We start from the raw sequence: 13,851 nt of genomic DNA on the forward strand, positions 1-13,851 counted from the left end.
GCCCGCCGCTTCCCACGAGTGGAGCGGCGGGTTTCGGTGTTGCGGGCCCCGGCTAGTCGCAGAGGATCATCTGTTCTTTGAGTTCGGCCGGGACACCGAGTTCGTCGATCTGCGCCTCGTCGTAGCACTTGAAGCCGGTGTAGCTGGTGCCGGCGGACTCGATGCCGGCCCACTCCTTGCCGTCCCACCGCATGTAGCTGGTGGCATCAGTGGCGTACGAACCCACCTTTGCGAAGCGGCCGTCGCAGTAGACCGAGACTTCTTCGCCCGGCGTGCCCTCCTCCATGGGTGTCCAGTGGCACGGGCCCTTCTCGGAGCCCTGCTCTTCTTCCTTCTTCTTCTCGTCTTCAGCGTCGTCCGCGTCATCGTCGGCGGACTCGTAGACCGTGGACACGGTGGTTGATGGGCGCTCGCTGGACGTCTCCTTCTCGCTTCCTTCCGCGGTGGAAGAGGTCTCCGGCGCGGAGGTCAGGTCCGGTTCCGCGAGGTTTTCATCGTCGGTACCGCAGGCGGCGGCAGCCAGCGGCAGGGTGAGTGCGAAGAATGCGGCGGTGAGGCGGCGAATGGTCATGGTGTGAGCTTCCTTTGTGCGTCGAATTTCGTTCACGGATACCTTAACGTTTCACCTGAACCACCCGACGGACCAGCGCTGGCTAATGGACCACAGTGCGGTCGGGTCCCGTCACGGTGAACGACGCGTCGTTATAGCCGCATTCGAGGCTTTCCTCATCGGGGGCTTGGCACCACCCGTTGAGATGCTCGAGGCGCTCACCTGGGGCGAGCTGCCCGTCGCCGGAAGGAATGCCTTCTAAAACGCCCCACGAAACGCCGTCGTCGCTGGCGAAGACGGCCCCTGGGCGCCCGGTGAACGGAGCCCACGGTTGCCCAGGCATGTCCTCGAGGTTCGGTACCGAATTGTCGGGGTTCGCCGAACACGCGACAGATGCCGCGCCCAGGACGCAGAAATAGTTCGTGCCCGCCTTGTCCATTTCGATGACGGCAGTCTCGCCCCGCTCATCCAAAAACGGAGTGGAAGAGACGAGGGAGTATTCGGGTTCGGCGGGCTCGCTGGACGTCTCGCTCGAGGATGAGACGGTCAATTTCGGCTCGGCGAATTCTTGGCTTCCGGAGCACCCGGTCGCGGTGAGCGAGAGAGTGAGGGCACAGCCGGCAGCGGCGAAGCGGCGGAACGTCATAGGCTGCAAACTACTTTTCCAAAAACGCCAGTAGCGCCTCGCTGAATTTGCCGGCTTGCTCTGTGGCGACTTGGTGGGAAGCGGATTCGATGGTGACGCACTGTGCCTCGCCCGTCACGCCCGCGGCGATTTCCTGGAGCTGCTTCGGGCCCGTTGAGGGGTCTTCGGCGCCGGCGATCGTGAGCACTGGCACGGTGATCTCCTGCAGGCGGTCGTCGAAGCCCCATTTCGCCAGGGCATCGCCGCACTGCGCGTAGGCCTCGGGATCGACGGAGCCGACCATCGCCTTGAACTTGTCGACGACCTCTGGCGAGCTTTCCTTGAATCCCTCCGTGAACCAGTTGTCCACGGTGGGGTCGACGATGGGGGACATACCCTCGTTGCGCGCTGTGGCGGAGCGCTGATGCCATTTGCCGGCGCCGCCGAGGAAGGTCGCGGTGGACGCGAACACGGCCCGTTCGATTCGGTCGGAGGTGGCCGCCAGATACTGGGCGATCGCCCCGCCCATCGAGAGCCCGACGATGGTGCAGCGCTCGATACCCAGGGAGGAAAGGGTCTCCAGGACATCCTTGGCGAGGTCGTCGACACTCGTTGTCCCCGCATCCACGGCAGGGGTGGGGGAATCGCCGTGGCCGCGGTGGTCGATGCGCACGACGCGGTAATCAGCTTCCAGTGCGGGAAGCTGCGGCTCCCACGCCTCGTGCGTGGTGCCTATCGACGGGAGGAGCACCACAGTTTTCTCACTGGTTTCGTTGCCGGATACGATGGAATGCAGTGTGGTCATGCCTCTCATTGTCCCCAAAAATTCGACGGTGTGCAGGCACCCGGCGATGCTTCCCGCGGTCGGGCGCAGCCATCTGAGATAGTGGGGGAATAATCAGGGCAGTGGCCGCTGTACCGGCAGTATCCGGAATGTTCACCCCACGGGGTAGCGTTGGGGTCTAACACGGACGAATTAGACGAGTTAAAGCGAGAAGTAGAACACCACATGGCAGTGACACAAGACAGCTCGGACCTGTTGAAGTGCTCTTTTTGCGGCAAGAGCCAGAAGCAAGTGCGCAAGCTCATCGCCGGCGGCGGTGTGTACATCTGCGACGAGTGTATCGAGCTGTGCAACGAGATCATCGAGGAAGAGCTGGCGGGTTCCCAGTCCCAGGACAACGGGGACGACGGCAAGCTGCCGCGCCCGTCGGAGATCACGGCTTTCCTCGACCAGTACGTGATCGGCCAGGATCAGGCTAAGCGCACTTTGGCCGTGGCGGTCTACAACCACTACAAGCGCGTGCGCACCGAAAAGGACGGGCTGCGGAAGAAAGACGAGGACGTCGAGATCGCCAAGTCCAACATCCTGCTGCTCGGCCCCACCGGCTCCGGCAAGACCTACTTGGCGCAGACGTTGGCTCGGATGCTCAACGTGCCGTTCGCCATCGCGGATGCCACGAGCCTGACTGAAGCCGGCTACGTGGGCGAGGATGTGGAGAACATTCTGCTCAAGCTGCTCCAGGCCGCGGATTTCGATGTGGACCGGGCGCAGCACGGCATCATTTACGTCGACGAGGTGGACAAGATCTCCCGGAAGTCGGAGAATCCGTCGATCACCCGCGATGTCTCCGGTGAAGGCGTGCAGCAGGCGCTGCTGAAAATTCTCGAGGGCACGGTGGCCTCTGTCCCGCCGCAGGGCGGCCGCAAGCACCCGAACCAGGAATTCATCCAGGTGGACACCACCAACATCCTGTTCGTGGTCGCGGGTGCGTTCGCAGGGCTGGACAAGGTCATCGCGGAGCGCGTGGGTAAGAAGGGCATCGGCTTCGGCGCGGAGATCGACAGCGCCGCCGAACGCGAGGAACAGAATATGCTCGCCCAGGTGCAGCCGGAGGACTTGGTCAAATTCGGCCTCATTCCCGAGTTCATCGGCCGCCTTCCCATCGTGGCCGCGGTGGAGAACCTCGACGAAAAATCCCTCGTGCGGGTGCTCACCGAGCCGAAGAACTCGCTGGTGAAGCAGTACCAGCGTCTGTTCTCCATGGACGGTGCGGAGCTGCGCTTCACCGATGGTGCCCTCTCCGCCGTGGCCAAGAAGGCCGCCGACCGTGGCACCGGTGCCCGTGGCCTGCGCGCGATCATGGAGGACACCCTCGTCCCCATCATGTACGACCTGCCCGACCGCGAGGATGTGGAGGAAGTCGTCGTCGACGCCGATGTCATCAACGGCGCGGGCGAACCGGAGTACGTCCTGCGCAAGACCAAGAAGTCCGCGTAGCCGGCTGAAAAACCGGGGCGCAGACCGTCCCCGCTTATTCCCCTGAAGGTGTGGCGGTGTAGTTGGGGTCGTAGATGTCGTCGATAAGCGTGTCGGCGATGTAGTCGCCCTCGCTGGACTCCTCCTCGTCTTGCTGTTCGGTTATCTGAGGCGTGGGGTAAGACAGGTAGGACTCGTAGCCCGAGTTCGGGATATTCGACGTCAGGAACGTCAGCACCGCGTCGATGGTGAGGCGACGCATGCCCTCAGTGTTCGCGGGGCTGAGCAGGTTGATCGAGCCGAATTCTTCCACTGCCGCGTGGTTGCCCACGCGGAAGAACGTCAGCGACGCGATGAGGACGACCACATCGGTCGCGGAAACACCCGGGCGGAACGCGCCGGCGTCCTGCCCCATGAGCAGGAGACGCTCGATCTGCAGGAGCACCTCCGAATCGTTGCGCGCCGCGTTGATCTCCTCCGGTGTGAGCACCGGATCGAGGTTCTCTCGAAGTAACAGGCGGATGGAATCCGGGTGCTGGATCATGCGGTTGTACAGCACGTCCACAAAGCGGCGGATGCCCTCGACGGGAACGGCGTAGGACCGGTCCAGGAATTCCTGGAGCGGAGAGAAACTCCACGCCGCGCGGGTGAGCGCCCGGTGGTACAGACCGCGTTTGTCGCCGAAGTGGTAATGCAGCATGCGCTTGGACATGCCCGCCTCGCGGGCAATCGTCTCGAGCTTGGTCGCGGCGTAACCCTCGCGCGCGAAATGGGTCAGCGCAATGTCCACGGCGCGGTCCAGGGTGGCGGAATCGGCCTTGTCGGCCGGCTCGCCGCCGGACAGGGGGCCGGGTTGCGGGGACTCCGTCACAGCGTCTCCTTTGAAAGCTCGCAAAAAGAGTTCAGGGAGGGGCGCGGACGCCCCGCCCTCTCCCTATCATCGTGCCCAAACGGGGTAGCTCGCGCCGAATGAACGGAAGAAAGTGGGCGCAAGATGTGGAAATTGCCTAGTGCAACGGGGGTAGCATGGACGGTGTCACAGACCGCGCACGCCTATTCGGGGGGTCCCGTCACCGCCCCGGAGGGCCCAGAAGCGAAGGAGATTTCATGACCCATCCGCACGAACTCACTAAGTCCGTCAAGGTCGCCGTCACGGGTGCCGCAGGAAATATCGCCTATTCGCTGCTGTGGCGGATCGGTTCCGGCGAGGTCTTCGGCGCGGACACCCTGGTGGACCTGACGCTGCTGGACATCCCGGATGCCGTGGGTACGGCCGAGGGCGTGGCCATGGAGCTCAACGATTCGGCGCTGGTGAATGTCCGCTCGATCACGGTCACCGACGAGCCGGCGAAGGCCTTCGACGGTGCGAACGCGGCGTTCCTCGTGGGCGCGAAGCCGCGCGGAGAGGGCGAGTCCCGCGCCGACATGCTGGCCGCCAACGGCAAGATCTTCGTTGAGCAGGGCCGCGCGATCAACGACCACGCGGCTGAGGATGTGCGGGTACTCGTCGTGGGCAATCCGGCGAACACGAACGCCTACATCGCGAACAAGGCGGCACCGGATGTAGCCCCAGAGCACTTCAACGCGTTGATGCGGCTCGACCACAACCGCGCGATCTCCATGCTGTCGGAGAAGCTGGGGGAGCACGCGAGCGCCTTCGAGAACATTGTCGTGTGGGGCAACCACTCCGATACGCAGTTCCCGGACATCGCGTATGCCACCGTCGGCGGCGAGGCTGTCGCGGACCGCGTGGAGCGCGAGTGGTACGAAAACGAGTTCATTCCGCGCGTGGCTAAGCGCGGCGGCGAGATCATCAAGGTGCGCGGCCGCTCGTCGGCGGCGTCGGCGGCGTCGGCGGCGGTGGACCACATGCGCGACTGGGTGAACGGCACGGAAGGCAAGTGGGTTACCTCCGCGGTCGTTTCGCAGGGCAGCTACGGAGTCGACGAGGGCCTCGTGTTCGGCTTCCCAGTCATCGGCATCAACGGCCGCTGGGGCACCGTCGAGGGCCTCGAGCTTTCCGACGCCCAACGTGCCCGCATCGACGCGAATATCGAGGCGCTGCGCTCCGAGGCGGAGATCGCCGACAAACTCTTCTAGCACCTCGGAGCCCGCGGGGAAGCGGCAGCTACACTGTCTTACCGTGACTGAATCTAGCGGGAAGTACAACGAGCAGCTCATCGGTGTTAGCCGGGCGGATGCCTTGCCGAAGAGCTGGGAGCCTCAGGACCACGAGCAGGGCATCTACGAAGATTGGGTGGCCAAGGGGTATTTCACGGCCGACCCGTCATCGGGCAAGCCCGCCTATTCGATCGTGTTGCCGCCGCCGAACGTGACCGGCCAGCTGCACATGGGGCACGCGCTCGACCACACGCTGATGGATTCGCTGGTCCGCCGCAAGCGCATGCAGGGCTACGAGGCGCTCTGGTTGCCGGGCATGGACCACGCCGGCATCGCCACCCAGACGAAGGTCGAGGCGATGCTGAAGGAGACCGAGGGCAAGGACCGCTACGACTACGGCCGCGAGGAGTTCATCTCCCGCGTGTGGGAGTGGAAAGAGAAGTACGGCGGCACGATCACGTCGCAGATGCGCGCGATCGGCGATTCCGTTGACTGGTCCCGCGAGCGCTTCACGCTCGACGAGGGGCTGAACCGCGCCGTCGTGACCATTTTCAAGCAGCTTTTCGACGCTGGCATGATCTACCAGGATTACCGCCTGGTCAACTGGTCGCCGGTGCTCGAGACCGCCGTGTCCGATATCGAGGTCGTGTACAAGGACGTCGAGGGAGAGTTCGTCTCCATCCGCTACGGCTCGCTCAACGACGATGAACCCCACCTGGTCGTCGCCACCACCCGCGTGGAAACGATGCTCGGCGATGTGGCCATCGCCGTCCACCCCGACGACGAGCGCTACCAGCACCTGATCGGCGCCGAATTCGACCACCCGTTCCGTGACGACCTGAAGCTGAAGGTCATCGCCGACGACTACGTTGACCGGGAGCTGGGCACCGGCGCGGTGAAGATCACCCCGGCCCATGACCCGAACGACTACGAGATGGGCCTGCGCCACAACCTGGACATGCCGATCATCATGGACAAAACAGGCCGGATCGCCGATACCGGTACCGAATTCGACGGCTTGACTCGCGAGGAAGCCCGCGTGAAGGTGCGCGAGGCGTTGGCGGAGCAGGGCCGCATCGTCAAGGAAGTCCGGCCATACGTCCACTCCGTCGGCCACTCCGAGCGCACCGGCGAGCCGATCGAGCCGCGCCTGTCGCTGCAGTGGTTTGTGAAGGTCTCCGAGCTCGCGCGCATGTCAGGTGAGGCTGTCCGCGAGGGCGACACCGTCATTCACCCGGAATCCCTGGAGAAGCGCTACTTCGACTGGGTGGACAACATGCACGACTGGACGATCTCGCGCCAGCTGTGGTGGGGGCACCGCATCCCGATCTGGTACGGCCCGGAGGATGCCGACGGTAACCGCGACATCATCTGCCTCGGCCCCGACGAGGAAGCGCCGGAGGGCTACGAGCAGGACCCGGATGTCCTGGACACCTGGTTCTCGTCTGCCCTGTGGCCGTTCTCCACTATGGGCTGGCCGGACAGCACTCCGGAGCTGGAGAAGTTCTACCCGACGTCGGTGCTGGTCACTGCCTACGACATTCTGTTCTTCTGGGTTGCCCGCATGATGATGTTCGGCACCTTCGCCGGCACCCAGACCCCGGAGATCCTCGGGGCCGGGACCGACGGGCGCCCCCAGATTCCGTTCGATAACATCTTCCTCCACGGCCTCGTCCGCGACGAGAAGGGGCGGAAGATGTCTAAGTCGCTGGGCAACGGCATCGACCCGATGGACTGGGTGCGCGACTACGGTGCGGACGCCCTCCGCTTCGCCCTGGCCCGCGGCTCGAACCCGGGCATCGACCTGCCGATCGGCGACGACAACGCGGCGGCCGCCCGCAATTTCGCCACCAAGCTCTACAACGCCACCAAATTCGCCCTGATGAACGGCGCGGCCGTCGGTCAGCTGCCAGCGCGCGAGGAACTCACCGACGCAGACCGCTGGATTTTGGACAGGCTCGAAACAGTGCGCGGACACGTCGATACGCTTCTCGATGACTACCAGTTCTCTAAAGCCAACGAGGAGCTCTACCACTTCGCGTGGGATGAGCTGTGCGACTGGTACCTCGAGATCGCCAAGACCCAGATCCCGCGCGACGGCGAGACGGCGCGCGGCCGCACCACCCAGATCGTGCTCGGCCGAGTCATCGACGTGGTTTTGCGCCTCCTGCACCCGACGATGCCGTTCGTCACCGAGGTCCTCTGGAAAGCGCTCACCGGGGAAGAATCCCTCTGCCTCGCCCCGTGGCCGACCGCCGACGACACCAACGGCGGCGCCGAGGTCGACGCAACCGCCCAGCGACGCATCGAGGATGCCATTGCGCTTATCACCGAACTGCGCCGTTTCCGCTCCGACCAGGGCGTCAAGCCGTCGCAGAAGGTGCCGGCGCGCCTCGATTTCGCCGCCGCGGACCTCGCGGGACAGGAAGAGATGATCCGCTCCATCGCCAGGGTGGAGGTGCCGGGCGAGGATTTCGAGGCCTCGGCAAGCGTTGAGGTGCGCCTGAGCGAAACCACCCTCGACGCGGCCCTGGACACCTCGGGCACCGTCGACGTCGCGGCCGAGCGCAAGCGCCTGGAAAAGGAGCTCGCCGCCGCGCAGAAGGAGCTGGACACCACGGGCAAGAAGCTCGGCAATGAGTCCTTCCTGTCCAAGGCCCCGGCCGAGGTCGTGGAGAAGATCCGCGAGCGCCAGAAGATCGCGCAGGAAGAGGTCGAGCGCGTCACCGCCCGCCTCGAGGCGCTGCCGGAGGCGAAGTAGTGGCGGACGGATACGAGATCCGGATGGACGAGGACGGGCTCGTGCTCAACCTGGGAGACGAGAGCGTCGCCGAGTCCGCTGAATCCGACGAGTCCGGCGACGGCGCAGCGGCGGTCCCTGTTCCGCGCCCCGTGAGCGAGTCCGACCTCGCCGACCTCGCCCGCGTGGAGGCCGAACTGCTCGCCCGCTGGCCCGAGACGACAATCGACCCGAGCCTCGAACGCATCGAGATGCTCATGGATTTCCTCGGCCACCCGGAACGCGCCTACAAGGTGATCCACGTCGCCGGCACGAACGGCAAGACCTCCACCGTGCGCATGATCGAGTCGCTGCTGCGCTCCTTCGGCGCGCGCGTCGGGCGCGCGACGAGCCCGCACCTGCAGTCGATCACCGAGCGCGTCGGCATCGACGGCGAGCCGATCCACCCCGCGGATTTCGTGCGCGTCTACGAAGAGATCAAGCCCTTCATCGAGCTTGTCGACGCGAAAAGCAGCCACCCGATGTCCTACTTCGAGGTCACCGTGGCCATCGCTCTCGCCGCCTTCGCCGACGCACCCGTCGACATCGCGGTCGTGGAAGTGGGCATGGGCGGCACGTGGGACGCGACGAATGTCGTCGAATCCGACGTCGACGTCGTCATGCCCGTCGGCCTCGATCACACCGACTACCTCGGCGAAACCATCGCGGAGATCGCGGGGGAGAAGGCCGGCATCATCCGCCGCCCGGAGTCGGTCACCGTCGTCGCCGACCAAGAGCCTGAGGCGATGCGCGTCATTCTCGAACGCACAGTGTCTGTCGGCACCGCAGTCGCTCGCCTGGACAGCGAATTCGGTGTCGAGGAAGCCGGCGTCGCCGTCGGCGGGCAGACCCTGACCCTGCGCGGGCTCTCCGGCACCTACGACAACATCTTCCTGCCGCTTTCCGGTCCGCACCAGGCCCGCAACGCCTCCGTCGCGCTTGCCGCTGTGGAAGCATTCTTCGGGGCGGGGGCGGAGAAACCTCTCGACGCCGACACTGTCCGCGCCGGGTTCGCCGCCGCTGTCTCCCCGGGCCGCCTCGAGCGTGTCCGCTCCACGCCGACCACGTTCGTCGACGCCACCCACAACCCCCACGGCGCGCGTGCGCTCGCAGCCGCTATCGAGCGCGACTTCAACTTCGCCCGCCTCATCGGCGTGGTGGGCATTCTCGACGACAAGGACGCCGCCGGCGTCTTCGAGGCGCTGGAGCCGGTACTGAGCGAGGTCGTCGTCACGCAAAACTCCTCGCCGCGCGCCGCCGACGCGTACGAGCTCGCCGAGACCGCCCGCGACATCTTCGGCGAAGAGCGCGTCCACGTCGAAGAGCACCTCCCGTCGGCCTACTCGCTGGCTGTCGAACTCGCCGAAGAGGCCCTCGAGGCCGTCGGAATGCAGTCCGGATCCGGTGTGCTCATCACCGGCTCCGTCGTCACCGCCGGCGAGGCCCGCGCCTTGTTTGGAAAGGACCCCGAATAATGTCCCGCCGCACCCCGCGCTCGCACCAGGAAGTCGAATACGGCCCGCTCGGCCCCGGCTCCGCGCCCGTCAAAGACCCAATCAAGGGGCTGAGTGGCGTGCTGTCCGGAACGCTGGTGATGGAAGCGATCACTATCTGGCTGTGCCTGACCGTGATCCTCAAGATCAACGAAGGCGAAATGTGGACCACCTTCAACTGGGTCTTCATCACCGTCATGGGTTTCGCGCACTTCATCGCCGCTTTCCTGCAGCGCCGCCCCGGCGCGCTGTGGATTGACGTGGCGCTGCAGGTCCCCCTGATCGTCATCGGTTTCTTCATCCACTGGTCCGTCGGCGCCGTGGGAATCATGTTCGGAATCGTCTGGTTCCTCATCGTGAAAATGCGGGCCGACATCTTGGAGCGCCAGCGCCGCGGCCTGCTCACCACGCAGCACCTCGGCACCGCCGACGAGGGGTAGCGGGCTCGAGGGGCGACCGTCGATAAGCTCCGCGAACATGTGAGCGGGGCTACCCCGAACGAAAAAAGTGATCGGGGCTCGAAACTCGAGTGTGATCTTTCCTATAATTGTGGAGATGTGTAATCCAGCACAATCTTTGAAGGAGATCCATGTCTGAGCCTATTTACATCACCCAGGCCAAGCGCTCGCCCGTCGGCACGTTCGGCGGTTCGCTGTCGCGTATGGCCACCATCGACCTCGGCACTCACGTTGCTAAGGCCGTGATCGAAGCCTCCGGCGTCCCCGCCGAGAAATTCGACTCCTCCGTGTGGGCCAACGTGGTCACCACGATCCCGCGCGACAACTACACCTCCCGCGCAGTCGCCCTCGAGGCTGGGTTGCCGAAGAGCTCCCACGCTTACGGTGTGAACCGCCTCTGCGGCTCCGGCGTCCAGGCCATTGTTTCCGCGGCGCAGCAGCTGATCACCGGCGATGCCAAGCTGTCCCTCGCCGGCGGCGTTGAGGTCATGTCCCAGGCACCGTACTCCGTCGAGGGCATGCGCCAGGGCCGCAAGATGGGCGACGGCCGCCTCATCGACTGGCTCACCGGCGCGCTGACCGACCCGATGGGCAACGGCGGCATGGGCGTCACCGCCGAGAACATCGCCGCGAAGTACGACATCTCCCGCGAGCGCCAGGACGAGTACGCTCTGCAGTCTCAGGAGCGTGCGGCCGCCGCGATCGCGAACGGCGAATTCGACGAGCAGATCGTCCCGGTCGGCGACTTCACCACCGACGAGCACCCGCGCCAGACCACCCTGGAGAAGCTCGGCGGCCTGCGCCCGACCTTCAAGAAGGATGGCACCGTCACCGCCGGAAACTCCTCCGGCATCAACGATGCCGCTGCCGCCACCGTCATGACCACCGAGTCCGGCCTGAAGGAATTCGGCCTGGAACCGCTGGCCAAGATCGTCTCCTGGGGTGTCGCTGGCTGTGACCCGGCCACCATGGGCCTGGGCCCCGTCGCCGCTGTGCCGAAGGCGCTGGACAAGGCCGGCCTGAAGATCGAGGACATCAAACTCATCGAGTCCAACGAGGCGTTCGCCGCCCAGTGCATCGCTGTCGCGGACCAACTCGGCTTCGACAATGACAAGACCAATATCCAGGGCGGCGCTATCGCGCTCGGCCACCCGATCGGCGCTACCGGCGTCATTCTGACCACCAAGCTCATCCACCAGCTGAAGAACGCCGGTGGCGGATACGGCCTCGTCACCGCCTGCATCGGCGGCGGCCAGGGCATCGCACTCATTCTGGAGGTTTAAAACACATGGCAGCTAAAGACATCACGACAGCAGCAGTCCTCGGCGCCGGCTCCATGGGTGCCGGCATCGCCGCGCACATGGCCAACGCGGGCATCAAGGTCCACCTCCTGGACCTGCCGCTCGAGGAGGGCGACAACCGCGACGGCCGCGCCCAGAAGGGCATCGACACCCAGCTGAAGCGCCACGGCTTCCAGCGCCCGGAGAACGCGGAGCTAGTCACTCCGGGCAACACGGAGGACCACCTGGACCGTCTCGGCGAGGTCGACTGGATTGTCGAGGCCGTCTTCGAGGACATCGACGTCAAGCGCGACACTTTCGCCAAGGTCGACGCGCACCGCGCACCGGGCACTCCGGTGTCCTCCAACACCTCCACCATCCCGCTGGAGGTCCTCCTGGGTGAGGCATCCGACGAGTTCAAGCGCGACTTCTCCATCACCCACTTCTTCAACCCGCCGCGCGTGATGCGCCTGGTGGAGTACGTCGAGGGGCCGGACACCTCCGCCGAGGTCAAGGAGCAGATGCACCACGTCCTGGAGCGCCAGATGGGCAAGGTCGTCGTGGATTGCCGCGACACCCCGGGCTTCATCGCCAACCGCATCGGCAATTTCTGGATGGCTGTCGGCGCGAAGACCGCGTTCGACACCGGCATCAAGCCAGAGCAGGCTGACGTCGCGTTTGGCCGCCCGTTCGGCGTGCCGCGCACCGGCATCTTCGGCCTGTTCGATTACGTCGGCATCCAGCTCGTCCCGGGCATTTGGGGTTCGCTGCTGAAGGCCCTGCCGGAGTCCGACGCGTACCACGACTACAACATTGTCGAGCGCGACGAGTTTAAGACTCTCCTGGACAAGGGCTTCACCGGCCGCACCGCCGAGTCCGGTTTCTACCGAGGCCGCGACGAGGTCTACGACTTCGCGGCGGGGGACTACCGTCCGAAGGAGAAGTTCGAGGTCGGCAAGGACCCGAAGGAGCTCATCGAATCGGGCACGCCGGAGGGCGATTACGCGAAGGAGGTTTTCGCGACCTTCATCAAGTACTGCTGCGATACCGCCCCGGAGATCGCCGACACGGTCGACCAGATCGACATCGCGATGCAGCTCGGTTACGGCTGGAAGAAGGGCCCGTTCGCGCTCGCGGATTCGCTGGGTATCGACTTCGTCGCATCGCTTATCGACGACACCCCGGCCCTCCTCAAGTCTGCCCAGCAGGCCGGCGGCTTCTATGCCGACGGCAAGGTTCTTGGCACTGACGGAAACCTGACTGACCTGCCGAACCGCGAGGGCGTCATCCGCGTGGCTGACTTGGTCGCTGGTGCAGAAGAGATCGCCGGCAACGGCGACGCCACGGTGTACAAGCTGACCGAGGGCGACTACGCCGGTTTCGGTGTCTTCGTCTACAAGACCCCGATGAACTCCAACTCTAATGCCGTCACCGAGCTGTGGACCCACGCGCCGGAATGGGACCTCAAGGGCCTGGTCATCGCTAACGACGAGGAGCGCGCCTTCTCCGCCGGCGCCGATCTGGGCACCCTGGCAAAGCTGTCCGGCCCGGAGGGCGACCGTGAGGAGCTCGCCCGCACCATCAAGCAGGGCATCGACGGTCTGCACGGCGCCCGTGTCGCCCCGTACCCGGTCGTCGGTGCTGTCCGCGGTGTGGCGCTCGGCGGCGGCATGGAGCTGCTGCTGCACACCGATGCGTCCGTGATCCACGCCGAGTCCCGCGTGGGCTTCCCGGAGCGCAACGTCGGTTTGTTCCCGGCCTGGTCCGGCCCGGTTCGACTCCTGGAGCGCCTGGTCGAGATCGGCGCACCGAACCCGCACGCGACGGCGTTCGGCGTCCTGCTCAACGTCAAGCCTGTCCCGGCGGTCAACGTCGACTTCTGGCGCGAGCACGACGAGGTCATCCAGTCCCCGGACCACGTCGTCGAGGGCGCCCTTGAGCTGGTGAAGAAGCTTGCCGAGGGTTACTCCGCACCCGCTGACGCCGAGCTCCCGCTCACCGGCGACACCCTCGCCTACACCGACGGTTCCGAGACGGACAAGGCCATCGGCGAAGCCCTGGCCAAGGTCTTCACCGGCGAGGGCACCGCGACCGAGGACGAACTGGCCCAGCGCCAGGTCGACGCCGCGACCGAGGTGCTGCAGCGCCAGGAGAACCACGATCGCGCCGTCGCCATGGCGACCACGCGCAAGCCGCTGAATAACTAGTCAGTGCGGCACGGAACCGGCATCCCGCATCGCGCGGGGTGCCGGTTTTGCGCATTATAGTGCGCAAACAACGCTTTC

General features: G+C 65.3%; 11 protein-coding genes. 7 read left to right on the top strand and 4 right to left on the bottom strand.

All coding sequences use genetic code 11. The annotated features are described in order from the left end of the window. Positions 1-52: 52 nt before the first annotated feature. The 3 genes from QYR03_RS10375 to QYR03_RS10385 all read right to left on the bottom strand — a co-directional run bounded on the left by QYR03_RS10375 (position 53) and on the right by QYR03_RS10385 (position 1,980). On the bottom strand, positions 53-571 hold the full coding sequence (locus QYR03_RS10375) for a hypothetical protein (protein WP_301712891.1): 519 nt from the start codon (positions 569-571) through the stop codon (positions 53-55). 82 nt (positions 572-653) lie between these two features. Beyond that, positions 654-1,196: a hypothetical protein gene (locus tag QYR03_RS10380; protein WP_259851240.1), complete on the bottom strand. Its 543-nt coding sequence runs from the start codon at positions 1,194-1,196 to the stop codon at positions 654-656. A gap of 10 nt (positions 1,197-1,206) precedes the next feature. Continuing rightward, positions 1,207-1,980, bottom strand: coding sequence for an alpha/beta fold hydrolase (locus QYR03_RS10385; protein ID WP_301712890.1), 774 nt, complete (start codon positions 1,978-1,980; stop codon positions 1,207-1,209). Positions 1,981-2,184: 204 nt separating this feature from the next. Here QYR03_RS10385 and clpX point away from each other — a divergent pair, with 204 nt between their 5' ends. Beyond that, on the top strand, positions 2,185-3,456 hold the full coding sequence (gene clpX, locus QYR03_RS10390; RefSeq protein WP_259851238.1) for an ATP-dependent Clp protease ATP-binding subunit ClpX: 1,272 nt from the start codon (positions 2,185-2,187) through the stop codon (positions 3,454-3,456). Between the two features lie 34 nt (positions 3,457-3,490). Here the strand turns inward: clpX and QYR03_RS10395 are convergent, their stop codons facing one another. Beyond that, positions 3,491-4,306, bottom strand: coding sequence for a TetR/AcrR family transcriptional regulator (locus QYR03_RS10395; RefSeq protein ID WP_259851237.1), 816 nt, complete (start codon positions 4,304-4,306; stop codon positions 3,491-3,493). A gap of 236 nt (positions 4,307-4,542) precedes the next feature. Between QYR03_RS10395 and QYR03_RS10400 the strand changes: the two genes are divergently transcribed. The 6 genes from QYR03_RS10400 (at position 4,543) to QYR03_RS10425 (ending at position 13,773) form a co-directional block, all read left to right on the top strand. Continuing rightward, complete coding sequence (locus QYR03_RS10400; RefSeq protein WP_301712889.1) at positions 4,543-5,535, top strand: malate dehydrogenase; 993 nt, start codon at positions 4,543-4,545, stop codon at positions 5,533-5,535. A 43-nt stretch (positions 5,536-5,578) separates the two neighbouring features. Beyond that, a complete protein-coding gene (locus QYR03_RS10405) occupies positions 5,579-8,317 on the top strand; it encodes a valine--tRNA ligase (RefSeq protein WP_301712888.1) in 2,739 nt (912 codons plus the stop codon). A 23-nt stretch (positions 8,318-8,340) separates the two neighbouring features. Further along, positions 8,341-9,810, top strand: coding sequence for a folylpolyglutamate synthase/dihydrofolate synthase family protein (locus tag QYR03_RS10410; protein ID WP_301712910.1), 1,470 nt, complete (start codon positions 8,341-8,343; stop codon positions 9,808-9,810). Further along, positions 9,810-10,268: a DUF4233 domain-containing protein gene (locus tag QYR03_RS10415; RefSeq protein ID WP_259851234.1), complete on the top strand. Its 459-nt coding sequence runs from the start codon at positions 9,810-9,812 to the stop codon at positions 10,266-10,268. Before QYR03_RS10410 ends, QYR03_RS10415 begins: the two co-directional genes overlap by 1 nt. Positions 10,269-10,417: 149 nt before the next feature. Then, entirely contained in the window at positions 10,418-11,569 is a 1,152-nt protein-coding gene (locus QYR03_RS10420) for an acetyl-CoA C-acyltransferase (protein ID WP_259851233.1), read from the top strand. Between the two features lie 5 nt (positions 11,570-11,574). Next, positions 11,575-13,773, top strand: coding sequence for a 3-hydroxyacyl-CoA dehydrogenase/enoyl-CoA hydratase family protein (locus QYR03_RS10425; protein ID WP_259851232.1), 2,199 nt, complete (start codon positions 11,575-11,577; stop codon positions 13,771-13,773). The last annotated feature ends 78 nt before the right edge of the window (positions 13,774-13,851 follow it).

The sequence above is a fragment of the Corynebacterium sp. P4-C1 genome (assembly GCF_030503595.1).
Classification (GTDB): domain Bacteria; phylum Actinomycetota; class Actinomycetes; order Mycobacteriales; family Mycobacteriaceae; genus Corynebacterium.

Excerpts from the sequence above, each read along its gene's own strand:
- QYR03_RS10425 (WP_259851232.1), top strand. The coding sequence starts at position 11,575 with ATGGCAGCTAAAGACATCACGACAGCAGCAGTCCTCGGCGCCGGCTCC.
- QYR03_RS10410 (WP_301712910.1), top strand. The coding sequence starts at position 8,341 with ATGGACGAGGACGGGCTCGTGCTCAACCTGGGAGACGAGAGCGTCGCC.
- QYR03_RS10420 (WP_259851233.1), top strand. The coding sequence starts at position 10,418 with ATGTCTGAGCCTATTTACATCACCCAGGCCAAGCGCTCGCCCGTCGGC.
- QYR03_RS10415 (WP_259851234.1), top strand. The coding sequence starts at position 9,810 with ATGTCCCGCCGCACCCCGCGCTCGCACCAGGAAGTCGAATACGGCCCG.
- clpX (WP_259851238.1), top strand. The coding sequence starts at position 2,185 with ATGGCAGTGACACAAGACAGCTCGGACCTGTTGAAGTGCTCTTTTTGC.
- QYR03_RS10400 (WP_301712889.1), top strand. The coding sequence starts at position 4,543 with ATGACCCATCCGCACGAACTCACTAAGTCCGTCAAGGTCGCCGTCACG.
- QYR03_RS10385 (WP_301712890.1), bottom strand. The coding sequence starts at position 1,980 with ATGACCACACTGCATTCCATCGTATCCGGCAACGAAACCAGTGAGAAA.
- QYR03_RS10380 (WP_259851240.1), bottom strand. The coding sequence starts at position 1,196 with ATGACGTTCCGCCGCTTCGCCGCTGCCGGCTGTGCCCTCACTCTCTCG.
- QYR03_RS10375 (WP_301712891.1), bottom strand. The coding sequence starts at position 571 with ATGACCATTCGCCGCCTCACCGCCGCATTCTTCGCACTCACCCTGCCG.